The following is a 21,667-nucleotide window of genomic DNA, read 5'->3' as shown; positions in this document are numbered from 1 at the left end:
CCGACCACCGTCGGTCTGGAGGCGCGGGGCGGGCCCGCCACCCGCCTCCCGTCCGGTTCTCCACAGGCGGCGCGCGGGGCGCGTCACGCGGCTCCGGCCCGCCCGTAGGATGGTCCGCATGTCCGACGGGTCCTCGTTCAGCATCACCACGCCGATCTTCTACGTGAACGACGTGCCCCACATCGGGCACGCCTACACCGAGGTCGCCGCGGACTTCATGGCACGGTGGCACCGGCAGCGGGGCGACGACGCCTGGCTGCTCACCGGGACCGACGAGCACGGCCAGAAGATCCTCCGGACCGCCAGCGCGAACGACGTGTCCCCGAAGGAGTGGGCTGACCGGCTCGTCACCGACGCGTGGAAGCCCCTGCTCGACACGGTCGACGTTGCGAACGACGACTTCATCCGCACGACCGACGAACGGCACGAGCGCGGCGTGACCGCGTTCCTGCAGAAGCTGTACGACGACGGCTACATCTACGCCGGCGAGTTCGAGGGCTTCTACTGCGTCGGGTGCGAGGAGTACAAGCAGCCGAGCGACCTCGTGCCCGGCACCGGTCCCTACGAGGGCCAGCAGGTCTGCGCGATCCACTCGATCCCCGTCGAGGTCCTCGCCGAGCGCAACTACTTCTTCCGCATGAGTGACTTCGAGCAGCGCCTGCTCGACCTGTACGAGTCGAACCCGCAGTTCATCCAGCCCGAGAGCGTCCGCAACGAGATCGTCTCCTTCGTGAAGCAGGGCCTGCGCGACCTGTCGATCTCGCGCTCGAGCTTCGACTGGGGCATCACGATCCCCTGGGACCACGACCACGTGCTCTACGTGTGGTTCGACGCCCTGCTGAACTACGTCACCGCCCTCGGCTACGGGTCGGACGACGACGAGGCGTTCCAGCGCCTCTGGCCGAGCGTGCACATCGTGGGCAAGGACATCGCCCGCTTCCACGCGGTGATCTGGCCCGCGATGCTCATGGCGGCGGGTCTCCCGGTGCCGGAGCGCGTGTTCGGTCACGGCTGGCTGCTCGTCGGCGGCGAGAAGATGTCGAAGTCGAAGCTCACCGGCATCGCGCCGTCGGAGATCACCGACACCTTCGGCTCGGATGCCTTCCGCTACTACTTCCTCCGCGCGATCACCTTCGGGCAGGACGGCAACTTCAGCTGGGAGGACATCTCCGCCCGGTACTCGGCCGACCTCGCGAACGGCTTCGGCAACCTCGCCTCGCGTCTCGTCGCGATGCTGCAGAAGTACTTCGACGGTGCCGTGCCGTCGCGCGGCGAGCTGACCCCGTCGGACGAGGCGATCGACACGCTCGCGGTGTCCGTCACCGAGCGTGCCGACGCCGCGGTCGAGGGCTTCGCGCCGCACGAGGCGATCGCCGCCGTGTGGGAGCTCGTCGACGCCCTGAACGGGTACATCACCGAGCAGGAGCCCTGGGCGCTGGCGAAGGACGAGTCGGCGCGCGAGCGTCTCGGCACCGTCCTGGCGACGGCCCTCCGCGGCCTCGGCACCGTGAACGTCCTCGTGTCTCCGGTGATGCCGAAGGCGACGGAGAAGCTCTGGGCGTCGATCGGTGCCGGCGGATCGGTGACCGAGCAGCGCGTCGACCGCGCCTACGAGTGGCAGGGCGCCGCAACCGTCGTGCCGCTCGGGTCCGGCCTGTTCCCGCGCATCGAGCAGCAGCCCGAGCAGGGCGCAGCGTGACCGACGCGGCGGACGGCTCGCACGTGCGGGCGCGTGGCGAGGGGGCGTCCGGCGGCTCGAAGCGCGACCTGAGCTACCCACCGCTGCCGCAGGCGCTCGTGGTGCCGGTGTACGACAACCACACGCACATGGAGATCGCCGACGGCGTCGGCGAGGGCGGCGACGGTCCGCTCGACTACCGCGAGCACCTCGACCGTGCGTCGAGCGTCGGGGTCCGCGGCGTCGTGCAGGTCGGCACCGACCTGGCGACGTCGGAGTGGTCGGCGCAGATCGCCGCGCGTGAGCCCCGCGTGCTCGCCGCCGTCGCGCTGCACCCGAACGAGGCGCCCGTGCTCGACGAGCAGGGGCTGCTCGACGAGCACCTCGCCGGCATCGAGCGGCTCGCGGCGCTGCCCCGCGTCCGGGCGATCGGCGAGACCGGTCTCGACTTCTTCCGCACCGGCGAGGACGGCCGCGCGGCACAGGTCCGCTCGTTCGAGGAGCACATCCGCATCGCGAAGGAGCACGACCTCGCGCTGACGATCCACGACCGTGACGCGCACGAGGCCGTGGTCGAGGTGCTCGACCGCGTGGGCGCTCCCGAGAAGACCGTCTTCCACTGCTTCTCCGGCGGTCCCGACCTCGCCCGGCTCTGCGCCGAGCGCGGCTGGTACATGTCCTTCGCCGGCACCGTCACGTTCAAGAACGCCCAGTCGCTCCGAGACGCCCTGCAGGTCGCGCCGCGGCACCTGGTCATGATCGAGACGGACGCCCCGTTCCTCACGCCGACGCCGTACCGCGGCCGGCCGAACGCGCCGTACCTGATCCCGCTCACGCTCCGGTCGATGGCCGAGACCCTCGGTACCGACCCGTCGATGCTCGCGGCGCAGATCGCCTCGACGACCGAGCTCGTCTACGGTGCGTGGGACGCCGAGCCCGTCACGGTGGACCAGTAGTCGTGGGCGCACTGCTCGGCCCGGCGGAGATCCGGGACCTCGCCGCCAAGCTCGACGTCACCCCGACGAAGAAGCTCGGCCAGAACTTCGTGCACGACGCCAACACCGTGCGCCGCATCGTCTCGGCAGGCCGGGTCACGCCGGACTCCCGCGTGCTCGAGATCGGACCGGGGCTGGGCTCCCTGACACTCGGGCTGACCGAGACCGGCGCGTCCGTCACCGCGGTGGAGATCGACGGTCGGCTCGCAGCCCAGCTGCCCGCGACCGTCGCGGCGATGCAGCCGGACGCGCGCCTGCGGGTCGTGCACCAGGACGCGCTCGCGGTGACCGCGGACGAACTGCCCGAGGCCCCGACGCACGTCGTGGCGAACCTGCCGTACAACGTCTCCGTCCCCGTGCTGCTGCACCTGCTCGCGACCTTCCCGACCATCGAGCGGGTGCTCGTCATGGTGCAGGCCGAGGTCGGTCACCGCATCGCCGCCGGGCCGGGCAGCAAGGTCTACGGGGCGCCGAGCGTCAAGGCCGCCTGGTACGGGTCCTGGTCGACCGCCGGGCAGATCAGCCGCCAGGTCTTCTGGCCGGTGCCGAACGTCGACAGCGTGCTCGTCGGCTTCGACCGTCGTGAGCGCCCGGGGGACGAGACGCTGCGCGCGCAGGTCTTCGAGCTCGTCGACGGGGCGTTCCAGCAGCGCCGGAAGATGCTCCGGCAGAGCCTGTCCGGGGTCCTGGGTTCCAGCGCCCGTGCGTCGGAGCTGCTGACCGCGGCCGGTCTCGACCCGACCGCTCGGGGTGAGGCGCTGTCGCCGGACGACTTCGTGCGCCTCGGACGGACGGTCCTCGCCGCCGCCTGACGGCAGGCGGTCGTGTCACTGCTCCGGCCCGGTGGTCGTCGTGTCGGCGACGGAGCCCTAGGCTGACCGCGTGCACGCTCCGACCTCCCGTCTCGCCCTGGCGATCACGCTCTTCTTCCTCGCGGGCGGTGCACTCGTCGTGGTCGTCGCCGTCGTCGCCCTCGTCCGTGACGCCGGCGACGATGCTGCCTGGGCAGCCGCCCTGTTCGGAGCAGGCCTGGCGGCGTGGGGACTCTGGTTCAACCAGCTCGCGGACGAGGACGAGGACGGGGCGTCCACCGGGGCCGAGCCGCGGGCTGCGAGGAGCTCCATCGGCACCCTGGCGATGGTCGCCGTCCTGGCCGGGGGTGCCTTCTGGGTGCTCCGTGGGCCGCTGGACAGGACGCTGGCCGAGTCGCTCCTCGTCACCGCCATCGTGCTGGGGCTCTGGGCGTTGAACCGGGGTCTCGACGCGCGGATCCGGCGTCGGCGCGCCGCCGGCGAGGTCGACTGACGGAGCAGCGTGCTCCGGCCGGCACCGGTGCCCGCCCCGGCCCCGACCCCGACCCCGACCCCGGCCTGACGGTCGACGTGCACACGCCTCCTCGCCCGGGGCTGATCCGCCCGTGGTGCGTGGCTCAGTGACCGCGGCCGGCCATCGCCTCGAGGATCTGCTGGTGCGTCCCGTCGCGCTCGGCCCAGCGCAGCGGCTGGACGTCCTGCACGAGGATCTCCGGCGCGGCACCGGAGTCGAGCAGACCCATCACCTCGTCCGTGAAGGCGTCGAGGGGCATCCCGCCGAAGTCGGCGCCACCCATCAGGTCCGTCTGCACGGCCGGCGGGGCGAGCTCCAGCACCGCCACCGAGCTGCCGACGAGCTGCTGCCGGAGCGCCTGCGTGTACGAGTGCACCGCGGCCTTCGTGGCGCTGTAGGTCGGGGTCGCGGTCAGCGGGACGAAGGCCAGACCGGACGACACCGTGATCAGCGTCGCCGCCGGCCGGGAGAGCAGGTGCGGCAGGAAGGCGTCGATGAGCCGGATCGTCCCGACCAGGTTGGTCTGGACGGTCGCGAGTGCGTCGTCGATGTGTCCGGGGTCGCGCAGGTCCTCGTTGCGCATGATGCCCGACATCGTGACGACGGTGTCGAGCTCCGGCCAGCGGGTCGTCACGTCCGCTGCCGCGCTCGCGATGGAGTCCGCGTCGGCGACGTCGATCGCGACGGTACCGAAGCCGTGCTCGGCGGCGAGGGCGTCCAGGCGGTCCTGGCGGCGGCCGCCGATGACGACGGTGCTGCCGGCGGCCTGCAGGCGCTGCGCGAGGGCGAGCCCGAGGCCCGAGGTCGCGCCGGAGATGAAGACGGTGCTGTTCGTGGTGTCCATGCCGACCACGATGCTCCTGCGCGCGGGGCTCCTCCAGGGCGCGGGCATCGGGGGACCGGCGGTCCCTGGCTCCGCTCCGGCCGAGACGGGACGATGGGGGGCATGGACCGCCCCGCGCTCGCCGACTTCCTGCGCCGCCGCCGCGAGCTGCTGCGCCCCGAGGACGTCGGCCTCGGCAGCGGTCCCCGTCGGCGGACCCCCGGACTCCGTCGCGAGGAGGTCGCCGCACTCGCCGGGATGAGCGTCGACTACTACACGCGGCTCGAGCAGCAGCGGGGCCCGCAGCCGTCGGAGCAGATGGTCGCGGCGATCGCCCGGGCCCTCCGGTGCAGCCTCGACGAACGCGACCACCTGTTCCACCTCGCCGGGCACACGGCGCCGGTCCGGATGCACCGCGCGGACCACGTGGACCCCGCGATCCTGCGCGTGCTCGACCGGCTCGAGGACACCCCGGCGATCGTCGTGAGCCACCTCGGCGAGACGCTCGTCGAGAACCGGCTCGCTCGGGCACTGCTCGGCGGATCCGTCGACCTGCCGGGCAACGAGCGCTACCAGGCGTGGCGCTGGTTCGTCTCGGGGACGGAGCAGGCGAAGTACGCGCCCGAACAGCACGAACGGCTCGGTCGGGTCGTGGTCGCGTCGCTCCGCGCGGCCGTCGGGCTCGCGGGGCCGAGCGACCGTCGGGCGACGGAGCTCGTCGCCGAACTGCAGCGCCGCAGCCCGCAGTTCCGGGAGCTCTGGGAACGCCACGAGGTCGCGACCCGCTGGTCGGACGACAAGACCATCGTGCAGCCCGAGCTCGGCCGGATCACCGTCGACTGCCAGGTGCTCCACACGGACGACCAGGCGCAGGCGCTCCTGTTGTTCACCTCGCCCGCGGGGAGCGAGGACGCGCAGAAGCTCGAGCTCCTCGGCGTCGTCGGCACGCAGCAGTTCGGCGCCGACCGCGTCGCGCGCTGATCCTCAGTCCGCCGACGCACCCCGTGCCCGCAGGGCCTCGACGACGGCTTCGGGGTCGTTGCACCGGAACCGCAGCGACCGCGCCCCGCGGATCGCGACCTGCACGCCGGGTCCGCCGTCGAGCAGCACCGCCGTGCCGCCGGGGACGAGCCGGATGCCGAGCCCGCCGGAGTTGCCGCCCGTCATGTGCACGACCTCGGCCGACGTGATCTGCTCGGGAGCGACGCGCCGCCGGTACCACCAGGGGCGGACACGGACCTCGAGCACCTCGTCGACCCGCACCGTCATCCGCATGGTCATCATCCCGATGCCGAGCGCGACCGTGACGGCGAGGGTGACCACCAGCACGCCGACGTCCGACGCCGACGGCGGCTGGTCCTGCCACCCCGCCGGCACCGCGAGCACGAGCGTCGCGATCCCGACGGCGGTCGCGATCACGGCCCACCCCACGACGGTCATCACACGGCCTGGACGGACGGTCTCCTCGTACGCGGGGTAGGACATGCGTTCCACCCTCGCACACCCGGCGCTCCGGCACGAGGTGACCCCGCCGCGATGGCACGAGGCGACCGCGCGCGGACGCACGCCGCAATCCCGCGTCACACACCTGGCACCCCCAGGGGGAGCGTGCCTAGGGTGGCCCGGTGACAACTCCGCGCGTGTACGTCATCCACGAGAACCCCGAGTGGTTCCCGCCGTTCGCCGCTGCCTTCGCGGCAGAAGGGGTGCCGGTCGAGGAACTCCTGCTCACCGACGGCGGTGCCCTGGGCAGCATCGACCTGACCGCCGAGCCGGCTCCGGGCGTCTACTGGTCGCGGATGTCCGCGTCGAGCCACACCCGCGGCAACGAGCACAGCAAGGAGTACGCCCGCGCGCTGCTCGGCTGGCTCGAGCGCTCCGGTGCGACGGTCGTGAACGGCAGCCACGTGCTGGAGCTCGAGGTGTCGAAGGTCGCCCAGCACGGGCTCCTCCGGGACGCCGGCTTCGACGTGCCCCGCACGACCGCGGTCTTCGGGTCGGCCGCCCTGCAGGACGCCGCGCGGACCTTCACGGACGGGCAGGACGTCCCGTTCATCACGAAGCACAACCAGGGCGGCAAGGGCCTCGGCGTCCGCCGTTTCGACACCCTCGCCGAGTTCGACGCGTACGTCGACAGCCCCGAGTTCGAGGCCCCCGTCGACGGCATCACGCTGCTCCAGGAGCTCCTGACCGCCCGCGAGCCGTTCATCACCCGAGCCGAGTTCGTCGGCGGCGAGTTCGTCTACGCGGTCCGTGTCGACACGAGCGCCGGCAGCTTCGAGCTCTGCCCGGCCGACGCGTGCGAGGTGCCCCAGGCCATCGCCGGCGCCGTCTGCGACGTGCCCGGCGCCGAGACGACCGGCACCGGGGCACCGGCCGCCTTCAGCATCCGTGACGAGGTCACGGCCCACCACCCGCTCGTGCAGCAGCTCCGGACGTTCCTCGCCGACCAGCGCATCCAGGTCGCGGGTGTCGAGTTCATGGAGACCACGGACGGCCGCACGGTCGTCTACGACGTGAACACGAACACGAACTACAACCCCGCCGTCGAGGCGGTCGCGCCGGTCTCCGGTCCGCGCGCGATCGCGCGCTTCACCGGCGCGCTCCTCGAGCAGGCGTACGCCACGTCGGCGACCACGGCCTGAGACGACACCACCCACCGGCCTGGAGGCTCGTGGCGGGCCCGCCCCGCGCCTCCCGGCCGTCACGACACACCTGAGGAACCACTCGTGCGATTCGGATACTGGACCCCGCTCTTCGGCGGCTGGCTGCGCAACGTCGAGGACGAGGACATGCCCGTCACCTTCGACTACGTGAAGCGGCTGGCGCAGCGTGCCGAGCGGATCGGCTTCGACCTGACGCTCGTGCCGGAGCTCAACCTCAACGACATCAAGGGGACGGCCGCGCCGAGCCTCGAGGCGTGGGCGCTCGCGGCCGCGCTGGCCGCGACGACCGAGCGGCTCGAGATCATGGCCGCGATGCGTCCGGGCTACCACCTGCCGGCGGTGACGGCGAAGCAGGCCGCGACCATCGACGAGATCTCCTGTGGTCGCTTCACGTTCAACGTCGTGAGCGCCTGGTGGGCGGAGGAAGCCCGCCAGTACGGTGGCATCTTCTCCGAGCACGACGACCGGTACGCGCGGACCGAGGAGTTCGTCGCGATCCTCAAGGGCCTCTGGGCCGAGACGCCGTTCTCGTTCACGGGCGAGTACTACGAGGTGCAGAACACGCACCTCGAGCCGAAGCCGCGGGTCACCCCGCGCATCTACGCCGGCGGCGAGAGCGAGGCGGGCAAGAGCTCGATCACCCGCTTCGCCGACGCGTACCTGACACACGGCGGCACCGTCGACGAGCTCCGCACGAAGATCGACGAGATGAAGCGTCGCCGCGAGGACGCTGGCGCCGCGCCGTTCGAGGCGTTCGGCATGGCCGCGTACGTGATCGTCCGCGAGACCGAGGAGGAGGCGCAGGCCGAGCTCGCCCGCATCACCGACGTCCGCCACGGGAAGGCGTACGAGTCGTACCAGGACTTCATCTCGAAGTCGCAGCTCGAGCACGTCCCGTCGCTCGAGGACTACTCGGTGTCGAACCGCGGTCTGCGCCCCGGGTTCGTCGGTACGCCGCAGCAGGTCGCCGACCGGATCCGCGAGTTCGAGGACGCCGGGGTCGACACGCTCCTGCTGCAGTTCTCGCCGCAGGCCGAGGAGATGGAGCGCTTCGGCGAGCAGGTCATCCCGCTCGTCCGCGCCGCCGTCCCCGCCGAGCCGGTCGCCTGATGGCGGCCGAGGACGACTGGGCGTTCGACACGCGGCAGATCCGGGCCGGCTTCACGGCCGACCCGGGCTTCGGAGCGAACGTGCCCCCGATCGCGCAGAGCGCGGCCTTCGTGTACCCCTCGGGCGAGGACGCGGCGGCACGGTTCATGCTCGACGCACCTGGACACACCTACACACGCGTCAACAACCCGTCGGCGGCGGCCCTGGAGCGACGCGTCGCGGACCTCGAGGGCGGGGTCGGAGCACTGGCGCTGGCGTCCGGTCAGGCGGCGACCTCGCTGGCGGTGCTCGGCGTCGCGCGGGCGGGCGCCCACGTCGTCTCGTCGGCGTCGCTCTACGGTGCGACCTACACGCTCTTCCACTCGACGCTGAGCGACCTCGGCATCACGTTCACCTTCGTGCAGGACCCGACGGACCTCGACGAGTGGCGCGCCGCGGTCCGTCCGGAGACGCGGGCGTTCTTCGGCGAGAGCATCCCGAACCCGCGTGGCGACGTGCTCGACTTCGCGGGGGTCGCCGGTGTCGCGCACGACGCCGGGGTACCGCTCATCGTCGACAACACCATCGCGACGCCGTACCTCGTGCGACCGATCGAGCACGGCGCGGACATCGTCGTGCACTCGGCGACGAAGTACCTCGCCGGCCACGGCAGCGCCGTCGCCGGGATCATCGTCGACGGCGGGAACTTCGACTGGGCGGCGCAGGCGGAGAAGTACCCGCAGCTCACGACGGTCGAGCAGTCCGGGTTCGCCGGGACGGCCTTCGCCGAGAAGTTCGGCCGCCGCGCGTTCATCCAGCGCACCCGGTCGAAGCTGTCCGCCGACCTCGGCCCCGCGATCGCCCCGTTCAACGCCTTCCTCGTCCTGCAGGGCATCCAGACGCTGTCGCTGCGCATGGACCGGCACGTGGCGAACGCGGCCGCGGTCGCCTCGTGGTTGGACGGACACGCGCAGGTCGAGCACGTGCACTACGCCGGGCTGCCCTCGTCGCCGTGGCACCACCTGCAGCAGCGCTACGTGCCGAAGGGGCCGTCGGCCGTGCTGGCGTTCGACCTCGCCGGTGGGGTCGCTGCCGGTCGCCGGTTCGTCGCCGCGCTCGAGCTCTTCGACCACGTGTCGAACCTGGGCGACGTCCGGTCGCTCGTCGTGCACCCCGCGTCGACGACCCACGTGCAGATGACCCCGCAGCAACGCGCGGCCGCCGGCGTCGGGGAGGGCATGATCCGCCTGTCGATCGGTCTGGAGCACGTGGACGACATCCTGGCCGACCTGGCTCGCGGGTTCGCGGCGGCGGGGACCTCGGCGTAGTCCGCGGCCCGGCGCGGGGAGGATAGGTTGGACGCATGACCTCGCTGGCCGCACCGACCCGCGTGCGGGTGCGCGCTCCCGGCAAGATCAACGTGTTCCTGTCCGTCGGCGCGCTGCAGGACGACGGCTACCACGACGTGGCGACCGCGTACCAGGCGGTGTCGCTGTACGAGGACGTCACCGCGGAAGCGGCCGACGACTTCTCCGTGCGCTTCACGGGACCGATCGACACCAGTGCGGTCCCGACCGACGACTCGAACCTGGCGATCCGCGCCGCGCGTCTCGTGGCCGAGGCCGCCGGGCACCGGGGCGGCGTCCGGCTCACCATCGACAAGCAGGTCCCCGTCGCCGGCGGGATGGGCGGGGGATCGGCCGACGCCGCGGCGACCCTGCTCGCGTGCGACACCCTCTGGGGCACCGCCCTCGGGCGGGACGAGCTGCTGCGGCTCGCGGCCCGACTCGGCGCGGACGTCCCGTTCGCCTTCGCCGGCGGCACCGCCGTGGGGACGGGTCGCGGTGACGAGCTGAGCCCGGCGCTCGCCAAGGGGGAGTTCCACTGGGTCCTCGCGCTCAGCGAGGACGGTCTCTCCACCCCTGCTGTCTACCGGGCGCTCGACGAGCACCGGGAGCGCTACCGGGCCGACATCCGCCCGGCTCCCACGACCCCCGTCGTCGAGGCGAACGTGCTCCAGGCGCTCCGTGCCGGCGACGCGGACCTGCTCGCGGACTGCCTGCACAACGACCTGCAAGCACCCGCGATGCGGCTGCAGCCGGGGCTCGCGGCGACGATCGAGGTGGGGGAGAAGGCCGGCGCGCTCGCGGGCATCGTCTCGGGGAGCGGCCCGACGGTCGCGTTCCTGGTCGCCGACCGCGATGCTGCGCTCGAGGTGCAGGTCGAGCTCAGCGCCTCCGGGCTCGTCGCGCTCCGGGCGACCGGCCCGGTGCACGGTGCCCGCGTCGTGCACTGACCACCGGACCCGCGGTGCCGACTGACCACCGGACCTACGGTGCCGTCGGGGCTCAGTCGCGGACGAACTCCGTGATGACGACCCGACCGGTCCGCCACTTCTGCTCGACGTGGAAGCCGTGCTCGGCGAGCACCTCGGTCGTCTCCGGCTGGATGTTGCGGGCCTTCGGGGTGCCGCCGACGAACCACACGGTGTCGATGTCACCGAGGCGTGCCGGGATCGTCGACGCCAGGTCGCCGTTCTCGTTCCAGAGCACGCCCGTCTCGGCGCCGTTCTTCCGGATGCCCAGGTCGGTCATCCCGGTGAACGCCCAGGGGTAGGAGACGCGGATGATCTCCGCGGTGGACGTCGGGTGCCCGTAGACGCTGCCGAAGACGACGCCCTCGTTGGCGCCGGTGTTCGCCCCACGCTCGGCGGCGATGATCGACGCGGCGTTCGCCCAGGTCGACTCCTGCTTCGACCGGGGCGTCTTGACGTCGATCGCGCTCGGGACACTGATGACGAGGAAGACCGCGAGCAGCGCGGCGATCAGGGCCTTCCGCCGCAGGGCGGTGATCGCGAGCGCGATGAGGAGCGCGACGAACGGCATGCTCAGCGATGCGTACTTGGGGGAGTAGAGGTGCTTGCCGAGTGCCGTCGCGGCGAGCAGTGCCCCGGTCGGCAGCAGTGCCAGCGGCAGGGCGATCCGGACCGCCTGTGCCCGGAGGAGCGCGCGGACGGTGGGGACGCGGCGGTGCGCGGCGACCAGGGACACGACGACACCGATGACGAGGAGCGTCCACGCGACCGCGGCGTACGAGTCGATCCCGCCGAACCACGAGGTGGCGAACACCTGGCGCGGGGTGCGCTGCGTGATGCCCGAGATCCACGCGACCTGCTTGGACTGCTCCGTGACCTCGAGCACGAGCGGCGACGCGAGGAGCGCGGCAGCTGCGGCGGCGACGACCCAGCGGACGAGGACGACACGGCCCACGAGCGGGTCACCGGCGTCCGACCGCCGGGTCCACGTACGCGACCGGCGCTCGGCCAGCCACGTCCAGGCCAGGGCCGCCGCGTGTGCGACCACGGCGAGCGCGAGGTACACGTTGAAGCAGACGGCCAGGAGCGCGAGCAGCCCGTAGGCGACCCACCAGCGGATGCTCGACGCCCTCGTCGCCCCGGACCGGGTGCGTCGGACGGCCGTGATGCCGACGAGCGTCAGTGCGACGGCCAGGGTCGTGACGGTCGCGTAGGGGCGGCCCTCGGACCCGGCCCACTGCACGCGGGGGATCGCGAGGAACACGAGACCGGCGACGATGCCGAGCCGACGACCACCCAGGCGGCGTCCGAGTGCGACGACGAGCCCGGCGGTGACGCCGATGGCGAGTGCGCTCGGGAAGCGGAGGGTGAACGGCGTGTACCCCACGAGCCAGAACCAGGCGTGGATGAGTGCGTAGTACAGGCCGTGCACGGCGTCCACGTTGTGGAGTTCGGCCCAGAGCTGCGGCCAGCTGCGCGTGGCGCTGGTGACCGTCGCGGCCTCGTCGTACCAGAGCGAGGGGACCCAGGCGAAGAGCGCGCCCGTGACGACGCCGAGCGCACCCACGGTGAGTTCGGGGGTCCGGACTGCTGCGACACGCAGGGCCGTGGACGCGGACCGCAGGCGGGTACGGACCGGCGCGACCCCGGCGGAGGCGGGGACGTGGATGGTGCCGGTCTGTGGTGCAGTCACGCCCGCGACGGTAGCGCGCACGGCTGGGCGCGTGCCCCGTACCGCTGTCCCCTCCGTGAGAGTTCGCCATGCCGTAGGGTCACGGACACCATGACGACACTCCGCATCCGAGACGCCGCGCGGTACCTGGGCGTCAGCGACGACACCGTCCGGCGCCTGGTCGACGCCGGCACGCTGCCCCGTTCCGAGGACCCGTCCGGCCGCACGGTGGTCGAGGGGCGGGACCTCGCCGCGTACGTCCGCGGTCGTGACGCCGGGCTCGACGACCCGTCCGGTGTCCGCAGCTCGGCGCGGAACCGCTTCGTCGGCATCGTCACCGACCTGGTCGTCGAGGGGGTGGTCGCCCAGGTGGAGCTGCAGGCCGGCCCGAACCGAGTGGTGTCCCTGATGACCGCCGAGGCCGTCCGCGACCTCGGGCTCGAGGTCGGTTCCGTCGCGGTCGCGTCCGTCAAGGCCACGATGGTCACCGTCGAGGTGCCGGAGCAGCCGGAGCGCGCACGGTGACCACGCCCGACCCCGCCACGCCCGACCCCGCCGTGTCCGACCCAGCCACGCCCGACCCCGCAGCGCTCGCCGCCCGGCGGCGGAGCACCTCGCGCACGGCCGCGCTCGACGGTGCCGGGCAGGTGGCGCTCGACGCGCTCGCCGGCGCCCGGGTCCTCGTCGTCGGAGCGGGCGGGCTCGGCGCACCCGTCCTGACGTACCTGGCTGGCTCCGGGCTCGGCCGGATCACGATCGTCGACCACGACACGGTGGACACGTCGAACCTGGCGCGACAGACGCTGTTCGCTGCCGCCGACGTGGGGCGCTCGAAGGCGGCGTGCGCAGCCGACCGGGTGCGCGGCGTCGACGCCGTCGTCGAGGTCGTCGCCCTGACCGAGCGCTTCCGCCCCGAGCACGTCGCCGACCACGACGTGGTGGTCGACGCGGCGGACAGCGTCGAGGTCACCCGTGCCGTCTCCGACGCGTGCGCCGCGGCGGGCGTGCCCTTCGTCTGGGGCACCGCGCTCGGCTACGACGGACAGGTCTCGGTCTTCCACGACGCCGCCGCCGACCCGGTCGACTTCCACGACCTCCACCCCGAGGCGCTGCCGGACGAGGGCTCCTGCGCCGCGGACGGCGTGCTGCCCGCCCTGTGCGGCGCGGTGGGCGCGGTGATGGCGGCGCAGGTCACCGCCCTGGTCGCCGGGCTCGGCGAGCCGCTGCTCGGCCGGGTGCTCACGGTGGACGCCCGTCGGTGGCGCTGGACCGAGAGCGTCCTGCGTCGCGGCCCGGGATCGGTCCGTCCCGCGCCGTCGGCGGTCGCGGAGCCGCCGCGGATCGCCCCCGCCGAGCTGGCACGACGACTCGGTGACGACGGTGCGGCCGACGTCGCCGGCGACCGGATCGTCCTCGTCGACGTCCGGACCGAGGCGGAGCGCGCGACCGGGGTGATCCCGGGCTCGCGGACCCCGGACGACCTCGGCGGCTCCGGGGCGGTCGGCGAACTGGTCGTCGTGTGCGCGTCCGGGAAGCGCGCCACCGCCTGGGCACGACAGGCCATCGCGGACCGTCCGGCGGGGGCGTCGTCCGTCACGGTCCTCGACGGCGGGATCACCGCATGGGGTCAGGAGGGCCACCCGATCACCTCCTGACCGCAGGTGCGGCTAGGATCGCCCCGTGAAGACGCTCCTGCGAACCTCTGCCGCGATCGCGCTCGTGGTCGTCGTCGGGACGAGCCTCGCCGCGTGCACGGCCCGGCCCGCCTCCGGCGGCGCAACGGGGAGCAGGGCGACGGGCACCTCGGCGAGCGGCACCGCCACGGGCAGCACGGGCCCGACCGGGTCGATCACGGTCTTCGCGGCCGCCTCGCTCCAGCGCACCTTCACGGAGCTCGGGGAGCAGTACGAGCAGCAGCACCCGGGGACCACGGTCACGTTCTCGTTCGCCGGTTCGAGCGACCTCGTCTCGCAGATCCGCAACGGCGCCCCCGCCGACGTGTTCGCCTCCGCCGACGAGGCGACCATGGCGAAGCTCGCGACGACCGACCTGGCGACGGGGTGGCCCCGCGACTTCGCGACGAACACCCTCGAGATCGCCGTCGCGCCCGGGAACCCCGAGCGCGTCGCGGACCTCCGCGACCTCACCGCGTCCGACCTGCAGGTCGTCACCTGCGCCGCCCCCGTGCCGTGCGGTGCGGCGACGGCGGAGGTCGAGCGGGCCGCGGGCGTCGAGCTCCGACCGGTGAGCGAGGAGCAGTCGGTCACCGACGTCCTCGGCAAGGTCGAGTCCGGGCAGGCCGACGCCGGGCTCGTCTACGTCACCGACGTCGAGGGCTCCGGGGGGAAGGTCGAGGGCGTCAAGTTCGCGGAGTCGTCGGAGGCCGTGAACACGTACCCGATCGGTGTCCTCACGGAGTCCGCGAACCCGGAGACCGCCGCGTCGTTCGCCGCGTTCGTCCGCTCCGACGCCGGACGCAAGGTGCTCACGGACGCCGGCTTCGGCGCACCCTGACGACGACCGCGATGCACCGGACGACCAGGACGATGACGAGCAGGCCGCCCCAGCGCCACCAGCGGACCCCCGTGCCGTGGTGGCTCCCGGTCCCCGCGGTCCTCGGCGGACTGTTCGTCGTCGTGCCCGTGGCCGCGATGGTCGGTCGCGTCGACTGGTCGTCGTTCGTCGCCCTGGTCACGGCACCCGCGTCGACCACCGCGCTCGGGCTGAGCCTCGGCACCGCGGCCGCCGCCACCGGGGTCGCGTTCGTCCTCGGCTACCCGCTGGCGGTGCTGTTCGCCCGCTCGACCTCCCGCTGGGTCGGGGTCCTCCGTGCGCTCGTCCTCCTGCCGCTCGTGCTCCCGCCCGTGGTCGGCGGTCTCGCCCTGCTCGCTGCCTTCGGGCGGCTCGGCGTGCTCGGCGCGTACCTCGACGAGCACGGGCTCCGGATCGCCTTCACCACGACGGCGGTCGTGACGGCGCAGGTCTTCGTGTCGATGCCGTTCCTGGTGTCGTCGATCGAGGGCTCGCTCCGCACCGGCGGCGGTCGCGCCGAACGGGTCGCCGCCACGCTCGGCGCCGGACCGACCCGGACGTTCCTCACCGTCACGACGCCGCGCGTGCTCCCGGGCATCACCTCCGGCCTGGTGCTCTGCGGGGCGCGGGCGCTCGGCGAGTTCGGCGCCACCCTCACCTTCGCCGGCAGCCTGCAGGGGGTCACCCGGACGCTCCCGCTCGAGGTCTACCTGCAGCGCGAGATCGACCCGGACACCGCCGTCGCGCTCGCGCTCGTCCTCGTCGTGGTCGCCCTCGTCGTGATCGGGACGACGACGGTGCGCACCCGCCCGGTGACGACGTGACGGGCGGTGGAGCGGGGCTCGTCGCGCACGTGCTCGTGCCCGAGCGGGACGTCGACGTGCGCCTGACCATCGGCCCCGACGAGTGCGTCGCGCTGGTCGGGCCGAACGGCGCCGGCAAGTCGACCGTCGTCGAGGCCCTCGCCGGCCTCCTCCGCACGCGCGACGGCAGCGTCGTGCTCGCGGGCCGCGACCTGACGTCCGTGCCGACGCACCGCCGCCGGGTCGGCCTGGTCGCACAGCGCCCGGACCTCTTCGCCCACCGCACGGTCGTCGGCAACGTCGCGTTCGGTCCGCGTGCCACCGGGGCCGGCCGCCGGGAGGCACGGCACCGCGCCGCCAGGGCCCTCGCCGCCGTCGGTGCGTCGGGTCTCGCCGACCGGTCACCGACCACGCTGTCCGGCGGGCAGGCGCAGCGTGTCGCGGTCGCCCGTGCCCTCGCGACGGAGCCCGCGCTGCTGCTGCTCGACGAGCCGACCACGGCGCTCGACGTCGACGCCCGCACCGAGGTCCGCGCGGCCCTGCGCGCCGCCCTGCGCGGACGCCCGACCCTCCTCGTCACGCACGACCCGCTCGAGGCCGTCACGCTCGCCGACCGCGTCGTCGTGCTGCAGGACGGCCGCGTCGTCGAGGAGGGGCGCACCGAGGCCGTCCTCCGGCAACCGCGCACGCCGTTCTCGGCGTCCTTCTCCGGACTGGTGCTCGTCCCCGGGACGGCCACACCGACCGGGATCGCGCTCGACGGCGGCGGTGAGCTGGCGTCCGCGACGCACACCGTGCCTCCCGGCCGACCCGCGGTCGCGGCCCTGCACCCGACCGCGGCGCGCGTGCGCCGTGACGGGCCGGGGCTGGCACGGACGGTGACCGCGGTGGAACCGCGTGACGGGCTGGTGCGGGTGCACGCGGGTGACCTGGTGGCCGACGTGACCGTCGCGTCGGCCGCGGCCCTCGGTCTGGAGCCGGGCGTGGCCGTGCGGGTCGCTGTCGACCCGGACGAGGTCAGCGTCGCCGCGCCCGCGTGACGGTGGCCTAGCCGCCGGCGAACGGGGGCATCACGTCGACGTTCGCGACGCCGTCGAGCGACGTCGAGCGGTCGCGCGTCGTGACCCCGTCGACGAGGTACGAGCACCGCTCCTGCAACGCCGTCCACCGGTCCGGATCTGCCGCCGTGACACCTCGCAGTGCCGCATCGAGCGTCGTCGCGGCCACCGTGGTCTCGTCCTGGCCGACGGCCGCGCGGGCCGCGGCGAAGAACCGCATCGTCGTCACCGGTCAGCCTCCGATCGCACTCATGCCGCGGGACGGGTGCACGATCCCGTCCGCGTCGTCGCCGTGGTCCCGCGGCTTCGCCCACATCGCGCGTCGCCAGGTGTCGAGCAGGACGTCGTCGTCGGCGCCGGCGCGCAGGGGGCCGAGCAGGTCGACCTCGTCGTCCGAGAACAGGCAGGAGCGCACGTGTCCCTCGGCGGTCAGGCGCGTGCGGGTGCAGTCGGCGCAGAACGACTCGGTGATGCTCGCGATCACACCGACGGTGCCGAGCGCTTCGCCGTCGAGCGTCGACACGCGGTACCGCTCGGCGGGGGCGCCGTCACGCGGCGCCTCGTCGGGCTCGAGGCGGTAGTGCTCGCCGAGCAGGGCGCGGGTCTCCTCCGCCGTGACCATGGTGGCGCCGTCCCAGGCGTGCCCGGGGTCGAGCGGCATCTGCTCGATGAAGCGCAGCTCGTGCCCGCGCTCGAGGCACCAGGCGAGCAGGTCGACGGCGAGGTGGTCGTTCACCCCGCGGAGCAGCACGGCGTTGACCTTGACCCCGAGGCCTGCGTCCGCCGCGGCGGCGATGCCCTCGAGCACGCGGTCGAGGAACGGGCGCCGGGTGACCTCGGCGAAGACGTCCGGGTCGACGGTGTCGAGCGAGACGTTGACGCGGCGCAGTCCGGCGTCCGCCAGGGCCTGCGCGCGGTTCGCCAGGCCGATCGCGTTCGTGGTGATCGACAGTTCGACGTCGTGGGCCGAGCACCGACGGACGATGTCGACGAGGTCGGCGCGCAGGAGCGGCTCACCACCGGTGAAGCGGACCTTGCGCACGCCGAGGGTGCCGGCGGCGAGGCCGACCAGACGGTCGATCTCCGCCGCCGTCATGAGTGCGTCCGACGGGATCACGGGCAGCCCCTCCGCCGGCATGCAGTACGTGCAACGGAGGTTGCAGCGCTCGGTGAGCGAGACCCGCAGGTCGACGGAGCGCCGGGCGAACCGGTCGACGAGCCCGGGGTCGTCGACGGGTCGAGGAGGGATGGCCGGCGACTCGCTGCGCACCCGGCGCAGCAGGCCGGTCGAGGGCAGGATCCGCGCCGTCATCCCCGTGATGCTACCCCGCGTCGATGCGGTCGCGGGTGCGGGGGTCCACGGACCGCCACCAACGGGGGTCGAGTCGTCGTCCCCAGCGCACCCAGTCCTCGCGCCGGGTGCGGACGAGCGTGACGACCACGATCACGAGCACCGCGGCGAGGAGCCACCACCGGAACGCGGGCGCCGAGGGCCAGACCCCGCGCAGGGCGATGGCGAGGTTCAGGGCCATCCACTCCCACCGACCCGAGAGGACCACGAAGGGGATGAGGAGCAGCGCGTACCAGGGGTACCGCGGGGTCACGGCGAGGAAGGTCACACCGATCATGAACACCTCGGCGGACCACGGCCGTGCGGGGTCCGCGAGGCGCCAGGACACCACGGCGGCCAGGAGCACCACGAGCCCGACGACGATCGTCGCCGCATCGCCCTCGATCACGGACGAGACCAGGGCGAACCGGGAGCCGTCCTCGTAGCCCTCCTCGGACAGGTAGCCGGGCAGGTACCCGAGGACCTTCACGCCGGTCGTGAGCACGTAGGGCACGTAGAGCAGCGCGAACGTGGCGATGCCGACGGGGACCGCCCACCAGTACCGCCACCGGCCGAGCAGGGGCGGGTAGACGATCGCCGGGATGAGCTTGGTGGCCGTCGCCGCACCGAGGGCGATCCCGCCCCAGATCGGCCGACCGAAGGCGACGAGCACGACGCCCGCCGTGGCGAGGGCGGCACCGACGACGTCGACGTGCGAGTTCGTGACCGCCTCGGACGCGACGAGCGGCGACCAGGCCCACAGCGCGGCCCACCAGGTCGGGCGGCCGACGCGACGGAGCACCGCGACCAGACCGATCGTGACGCCGAGGGAGACGAGGAGTCCCGCGACCTGGAACGGCATGTACTGCGCGGTCGCGGGCACGAAGGCGCGCACACCGGCGAACCACAGCTGCGCCATCGGCGGGTAGATCGTGGTCACGTCCGGCCGGTTGATGGCGACGCAGTGCCCGTCGGCCCCGTCGCCGAGCCCGCGCATCCGCGGCTCGAGCGGCTTGCAGGTGCCGTCGATCTTGTCCGGGAACAGCCAGTCCGGGCGCAGGTCGGCCAGCGCGTTCGACTGCGGCGTGTGGGCGTACGGTGAAATGCCGGCGTGTTGCACGATGCCGTCCCAGGCGTACCGGGCAGAGTCGGTACTGGTGTTCGGCGGGCCGACGAGCGCCGCGATGCCGACCACGACCGCCCCACCGAGGACGATCCGGGTCGTCCACTCGCGGGGCACGAACCGCACGGCGACCACTGCTCCCGCGAAGACCGCCCAAGCGATGAGCGTCCAGGCAACGAATGGTGCACGATGACCGGCACGGAGGAACCCCAGATGCGTGATGCCGAAGGCGATGACACCCGCCAGCGCCAGCACGCCGACGACGGACAGGACGGTCGACACGACCGCGGTCGTCGGGACGGAGGCGGCGCGCGGTCGTCTGCTCATGGTTCCCCGAGGCTACCGATCGTGCGCCGGGTCCTGCTGGATGCACGCGCGACCATGGCGTCCCCGAACCGCAACGCCCGCTCGGCCGTCGTCTGGGGTCGCCTGCTCGGCATCGCGTTCGTCGTCTGCTTCGGGACCGGCGTCTACAGCCACCTGCTGCAGGACCCCCTGCCGTGGATGCGCTTCCCGACCCGGCCGACGCAGCTCTACCAGTTCACGCAGGGCCTGCACATCACCGCGGGCATCGCGATCATCCCGCTGCTGCTCGCCAAGCTGAACGTCGTCATGCCCGCGCTGGCCCAGGTCCCGCCGGTGCGCGGGGTCCTGCACCTGCTCGAGCGGCTGTCGATCGCGGTGCTCGTGTCGGCGTCGATCGTGCAGGTCGGCACCGGCCTGCTGAACACGTACCAGTGGTACCCGTGGCCGTTCCCGTTCCGCCAGGTCCACTACGCCATGTCGTACCTGATCATCGGTTCGCTCGTCGTGCACATCGCGTCGAAGCTGCCCGTGATCGTGCGCTACTGGCGGGCGCGGGACGCCTACGACGCCGAGGGTCGGTTCGTCGCGGACCCGACGGTGGGCAGCGAGCTGCTGCCGGACGGCCGGGAGGCCCGCCCCGCCGTGGGTGGACGCCCCGCGGCCGAGCAGACGGCCGGGGCTTACCCCCGTGGCCTGACCGGCCGCCTGCTGCGGTGGGTGGACGGCGCGGCTGCGCCGGCTGCGCCGGCGGGCGCTGCCGAGACTCGCCCTGGCGGACAGGTTCGCGGTCTCGGGACCGCGAACACGTCCGCGGAGCCGAGTCTCGGGGACGGTGCCGGCGGGGCGGAGGCGGGTCGCGCCTCCCGGCCGGAGCATGACGACGCGCTCCCCGGACCCCGTCAGCGGATCGCCCGCCGCGGGTTCGTGGCGGGTGTGACGGCGGCGACCGTCGGCGTCGTCGCGCTCACCGCGGGACAGTCGAACCGGCTCCTCGAACCGCTCAACGTCTTCGGTGCCCGCCAGCGGTACATCGGCCCGGACGACCTTCCCGTCAACCGCACCGCTCGCGCCGCCGGCGTGCTGGCGACCGCGACCGCGGCGGACTGGACGCTGACCGTCGTCGGTCCGGACGTCACGCGGACGTTCTCCCGCGCCGAGCTCGTCGCGCTCGGCACCGCCACCGCGGACCTGCCGATCTCGTGCGTCGAGGGGTGGAGCCAGGTGGCGTCGTGGCGGGGTGTCCGGATGCGGGACCTGCTCGCCTCCGTGCAGGCCGACCCGGTGTCGGCGCTGCGGATCACGAGCCTCGAGAAGAGCGGCGGGTACCGGGTCACCGAGATGGGCCCGGAGTACGCGTCCGACCCGACGACGCTCCTCGCGCTCGAGGTGAACGGGAAGACGCTCGACCTGGACCACGGGTTCCCCGCCCGGGTCATCGCGCCGGGACGACCCGGCGTGCTGCAGACGAAGTGGATCGGGAAGATCGAGGTGATCCGATGAGGGCCGCGAGGATCGTGCTCGTCGTCGTGGGCGTGCTCGTGATGGCGTTCGGTGCGTACGTGCTCGTCACGACCGTCCGACCGAACCGCATCTGGGGCCTGGCGACGTGGCTGCTCGGCGCGGTCGTGCTGCACGACGTCGTGCTGTCGCCGTTCGTGGTCGGAGCGGGACTCCTGCTCCGTCGGACCGGCAGGACGCTCGGCGCCGGGGTGCTCGTCGTCGTGCAGACCGCGGTGGTGCTCGGGAGCGTGCTCGCCCTGGTGGTGCTCCCGGAGATCGCCGCGAAGCAGCACGGACAGAAGAACCCGACCGTGCTGCCGTTCGACTACACCACGCGGTTGCTCGTCGTCGAGGGGCTGCTGCTCGCGGTCGTCGTGGTGGCACTCGTGGTGGGCGTCGTCCGTGCCCGACGATCCCCGCGACCACTGGTTGCATCGACAACCAATGGCTAG

At 73.1% G+C, this 21,667-nt stretch carries 22 protein-coding genes; 16 read left to right on the top strand and 6 right to left on the bottom strand.

What is annotated here, in order from left to right:
* Positions 1-118: 118 nt before the first annotated feature.
* The 4 genes from metG (at position 119) to NI26_RS12590 (ending at position 3,978) form a co-directional block, all read left to right on the top strand.
* Positions 119-1,699 carry a methionine--tRNA ligase gene (gene metG, locus NI26_RS12605; protein ID WP_066658589.1) on the top strand — a complete coding sequence of 527 codons (1,581 nt, stop codon included), beginning with the start codon at positions 119-121 and terminating at the stop codon, positions 1,697-1,699.
* The gene (locus NI26_RS12600) at positions 1,696-2,634 is read left to right on the top strand and encodes a TatD family hydrolase (RefSeq protein WP_066655919.1); all 939 of its coding nucleotides are present in this window, start codon (positions 1,696-1,698) and stop codon (positions 2,632-2,634) included. The genes metG and NI26_RS12600 overlap by 4 nt, the downstream gene beginning before the upstream one ends.
* Positions 2,635-2,636: 2 nt before the next feature.
* Complete coding sequence (gene rsmA / locus NI26_RS12595; RefSeq protein WP_066655916.1) at positions 2,637-3,485, top strand: 16S rRNA (adenine(1518)-N(6)/adenine(1519)-N(6))-dimethyltransferase RsmA; 849 nt, start codon at positions 2,637-2,639, stop codon at positions 3,483-3,485.
* 70 nt (positions 3,486-3,555) lie between these two features.
* Positions 3,556-3,978, top strand: coding sequence for a hypothetical protein (locus tag NI26_RS12590; protein ID WP_066655914.1), 423 nt, complete (start codon positions 3,556-3,558; stop codon positions 3,976-3,978).
* A gap of 124 nt (positions 3,979-4,102) precedes the next feature.
* On the opposite strand, the gene NI26_RS12585 is transcribed toward NI26_RS12590, so the two are convergent.
* Complete coding sequence (locus NI26_RS12585) at positions 4,103-4,843, bottom strand: SDR family oxidoreductase (RefSeq protein ID WP_066655912.1); 741 nt, start codon at positions 4,841-4,843, stop codon at positions 4,103-4,105.
* 102 nt (positions 4,844-4,945) lie between these two features.
* On the opposite strand from NI26_RS12585, the gene NI26_RS12580 reads away from it, so the two are divergent.
* The gene (locus tag NI26_RS12580; protein ID WP_066655910.1) at positions 4,946-5,803 is read left to right on the top strand and encodes a helix-turn-helix transcriptional regulator; all 858 of its coding nucleotides are present in this window, start codon (positions 4,946-4,948) and stop codon (positions 5,801-5,803) included.
* Positions 5,804-5,806: 3 nt separating this feature from the next.
* Here NI26_RS12580 and NI26_RS12575 read toward each other — a convergent pair whose 3' ends face one another.
* Positions 5,807-6,307 carry a hypothetical protein gene (locus tag NI26_RS12575; protein ID WP_066655907.1) on the bottom strand — a complete coding sequence of 167 codons (501 nt, stop codon included), beginning with the start codon at positions 6,305-6,307 and terminating at the stop codon, positions 5,807-5,809.
* A 140-nt stretch (positions 6,308-6,447) separates the two neighbouring features.
* On the opposite strand from NI26_RS12575, the gene NI26_RS12570 reads away from it, so the two are divergent.
* The 4 genes from NI26_RS12570 to NI26_RS12555 all read left to right on the top strand — a co-directional run bounded on the left by NI26_RS12570 (position 6,448) and on the right by NI26_RS12555 (position 10,873).
* On the top strand, positions 6,448-7,467 hold the full coding sequence (locus NI26_RS12570) for an ATP-grasp domain-containing protein (RefSeq protein ID WP_066655905.1): 1,020 nt from the start codon (positions 6,448-6,450) through the stop codon (positions 7,465-7,467).
* 84 nt (positions 7,468-7,551) lie between these two features.
* A complete protein-coding gene (locus NI26_RS12565; RefSeq protein ID WP_066655903.1) occupies positions 7,552-8,598 on the top strand; it encodes an LLM class flavin-dependent oxidoreductase in 1,047 nt (348 codons plus the stop codon).
* On the top strand, positions 8,598-9,905 hold the full coding sequence (locus NI26_RS12560) for an O-acetylhomoserine aminocarboxypropyltransferase/cysteine synthase family protein (protein WP_066655901.1): 1,308 nt from the start codon (positions 8,598-8,600) through the stop codon (positions 9,903-9,905). Before NI26_RS12565 ends, NI26_RS12560 begins: the two co-directional genes overlap by 1 nt.
* 35 nt (positions 9,906-9,940) lie before the next feature.
* Positions 9,941-10,873 carry a 4-(cytidine 5'-diphospho)-2-C-methyl-D-erythritol kinase gene (locus NI26_RS12555; protein WP_066655898.1) on the top strand — a complete coding sequence of 311 codons (933 nt, stop codon included), beginning with the start codon at positions 9,941-9,943 and terminating at the stop codon, positions 10,871-10,873.
* A 52-nt stretch (positions 10,874-10,925) separates the two neighbouring features.
* Here NI26_RS12555 and NI26_RS12550 read toward each other — a convergent pair whose 3' ends face one another.
* A complete protein-coding gene (locus NI26_RS12550) occupies positions 10,926-12,584 on the bottom strand; it encodes a glycosyltransferase family 39 protein (protein WP_066655896.1) in 1,659 nt (552 codons plus the stop codon).
* A gap of 90 nt (positions 12,585-12,674) precedes the next feature.
* Between NI26_RS12550 and NI26_RS12545 the strand changes: the two genes are divergently transcribed.
* Genes NI26_RS12545 through NI26_RS12525 form a run of 5 tightly spaced genes read left to right on the top strand, consistent with a single transcriptional unit; the run spans position 12,675 to position 16,938 of the window.
* On the top strand, positions 12,675-13,088 hold the full coding sequence (locus tag NI26_RS12545) for a TOBE domain-containing protein (protein WP_066655894.1): 414 nt from the start codon (positions 12,675-12,677) through the stop codon (positions 13,086-13,088).
* Positions 13,085-14,218, top strand: a complete 1,134-nt coding sequence (locus NI26_RS12540) for a HesA/MoeB/ThiF family protein (protein WP_066655892.1) — start codon at positions 13,085-13,087, stop codon at positions 14,216-14,218. Before NI26_RS12545 ends, NI26_RS12540 begins: the two co-directional genes overlap by 4 nt.
* Before the next feature lie 25 nt (positions 14,219-14,243).
* Entirely contained in the window at positions 14,244-15,077 is an 834-nt protein-coding gene (gene modA, locus NI26_RS12535) for a molybdate ABC transporter substrate-binding protein (RefSeq protein WP_200884108.1), read from the top strand.
* Positions 15,078-15,109: 32 nt separating this feature from the next.
* Positions 15,110-15,919, top strand: a complete 810-nt coding sequence (locus NI26_RS12530; RefSeq protein WP_066658583.1) for an ABC transporter permease — start codon at positions 15,110-15,112, stop codon at positions 15,917-15,919.
* A complete protein-coding gene (locus NI26_RS12525) occupies positions 15,916-16,938 on the top strand; it encodes an ABC transporter ATP-binding protein (protein ID WP_200884107.1) in 1,023 nt (340 codons plus the stop codon). Before NI26_RS12530 ends, NI26_RS12525 begins: the two co-directional genes overlap by 4 nt.
* A gap of 7 nt (positions 16,939-16,945) precedes the next feature.
* Here the strand turns inward: NI26_RS12525 and NI26_RS12520 are convergent, their stop codons facing one another.
* From NI26_RS12520 to NI26_RS12510, 3 genes are read right to left on the bottom strand one after another with little or no spacing between them, the layout of a single operon-like run.
* Positions 16,946-17,176 carry a MoaD/ThiS family protein gene (locus NI26_RS12520; protein WP_144411462.1) on the bottom strand — a complete coding sequence of 77 codons (231 nt, stop codon included), beginning with the start codon at positions 17,174-17,176 and terminating at the stop codon, positions 16,946-16,948.
* Positions 17,177-17,188: 12 nt separating this feature from the next.
* Entirely contained in the window at positions 17,189-18,268 is a 1,080-nt protein-coding gene (moaA, locus tag NI26_RS12515) for a GTP 3',8-cyclase MoaA (protein WP_066655888.1), read from the bottom strand.
* Positions 18,269-18,278: 10 nt separating this feature from the next.
* Positions 18,279-19,736 (bottom strand): glycosyltransferase family 87 protein, encoded by a 1,458-nt coding sequence (locus tag NI26_RS12510; protein ID WP_066655885.1) that lies wholly within the window; start codon positions 19,734-19,736, stop codon positions 18,279-18,281.
* A gap of 21 nt (positions 19,737-19,757) precedes the next feature.
* Here NI26_RS12510 and NI26_RS12505 point away from each other — a divergent pair, with 21 nt between their 5' ends.
* Both NI26_RS12505 and NI26_RS12500 read left to right on the top strand, forming a co-directional pair.
* Entirely contained in the window at positions 19,758-21,215 is a 1,458-nt protein-coding gene (locus NI26_RS12505; protein ID WP_235426363.1) for a molybdopterin-dependent oxidoreductase, read from the top strand.
* A complete protein-coding gene (locus tag NI26_RS12500; protein WP_144411360.1) occupies positions 21,212-21,667 on the top strand; it encodes a hypothetical protein in 456 nt (151 codons plus the stop codon). Before NI26_RS12505 ends, NI26_RS12500 begins: the two co-directional genes overlap by 4 nt.

This window comes from Curtobacterium sp. MR_MD2014 (genome assembly GCF_000772085.1).
Classification (GTDB): domain Bacteria; phylum Actinomycetota; class Actinomycetes; order Actinomycetales; family Microbacteriaceae; genus Curtobacterium.
Note: the sequence above shows the minus strand (reverse complement) of the source record. Positions and strands in the feature narration are given on the sequence as shown.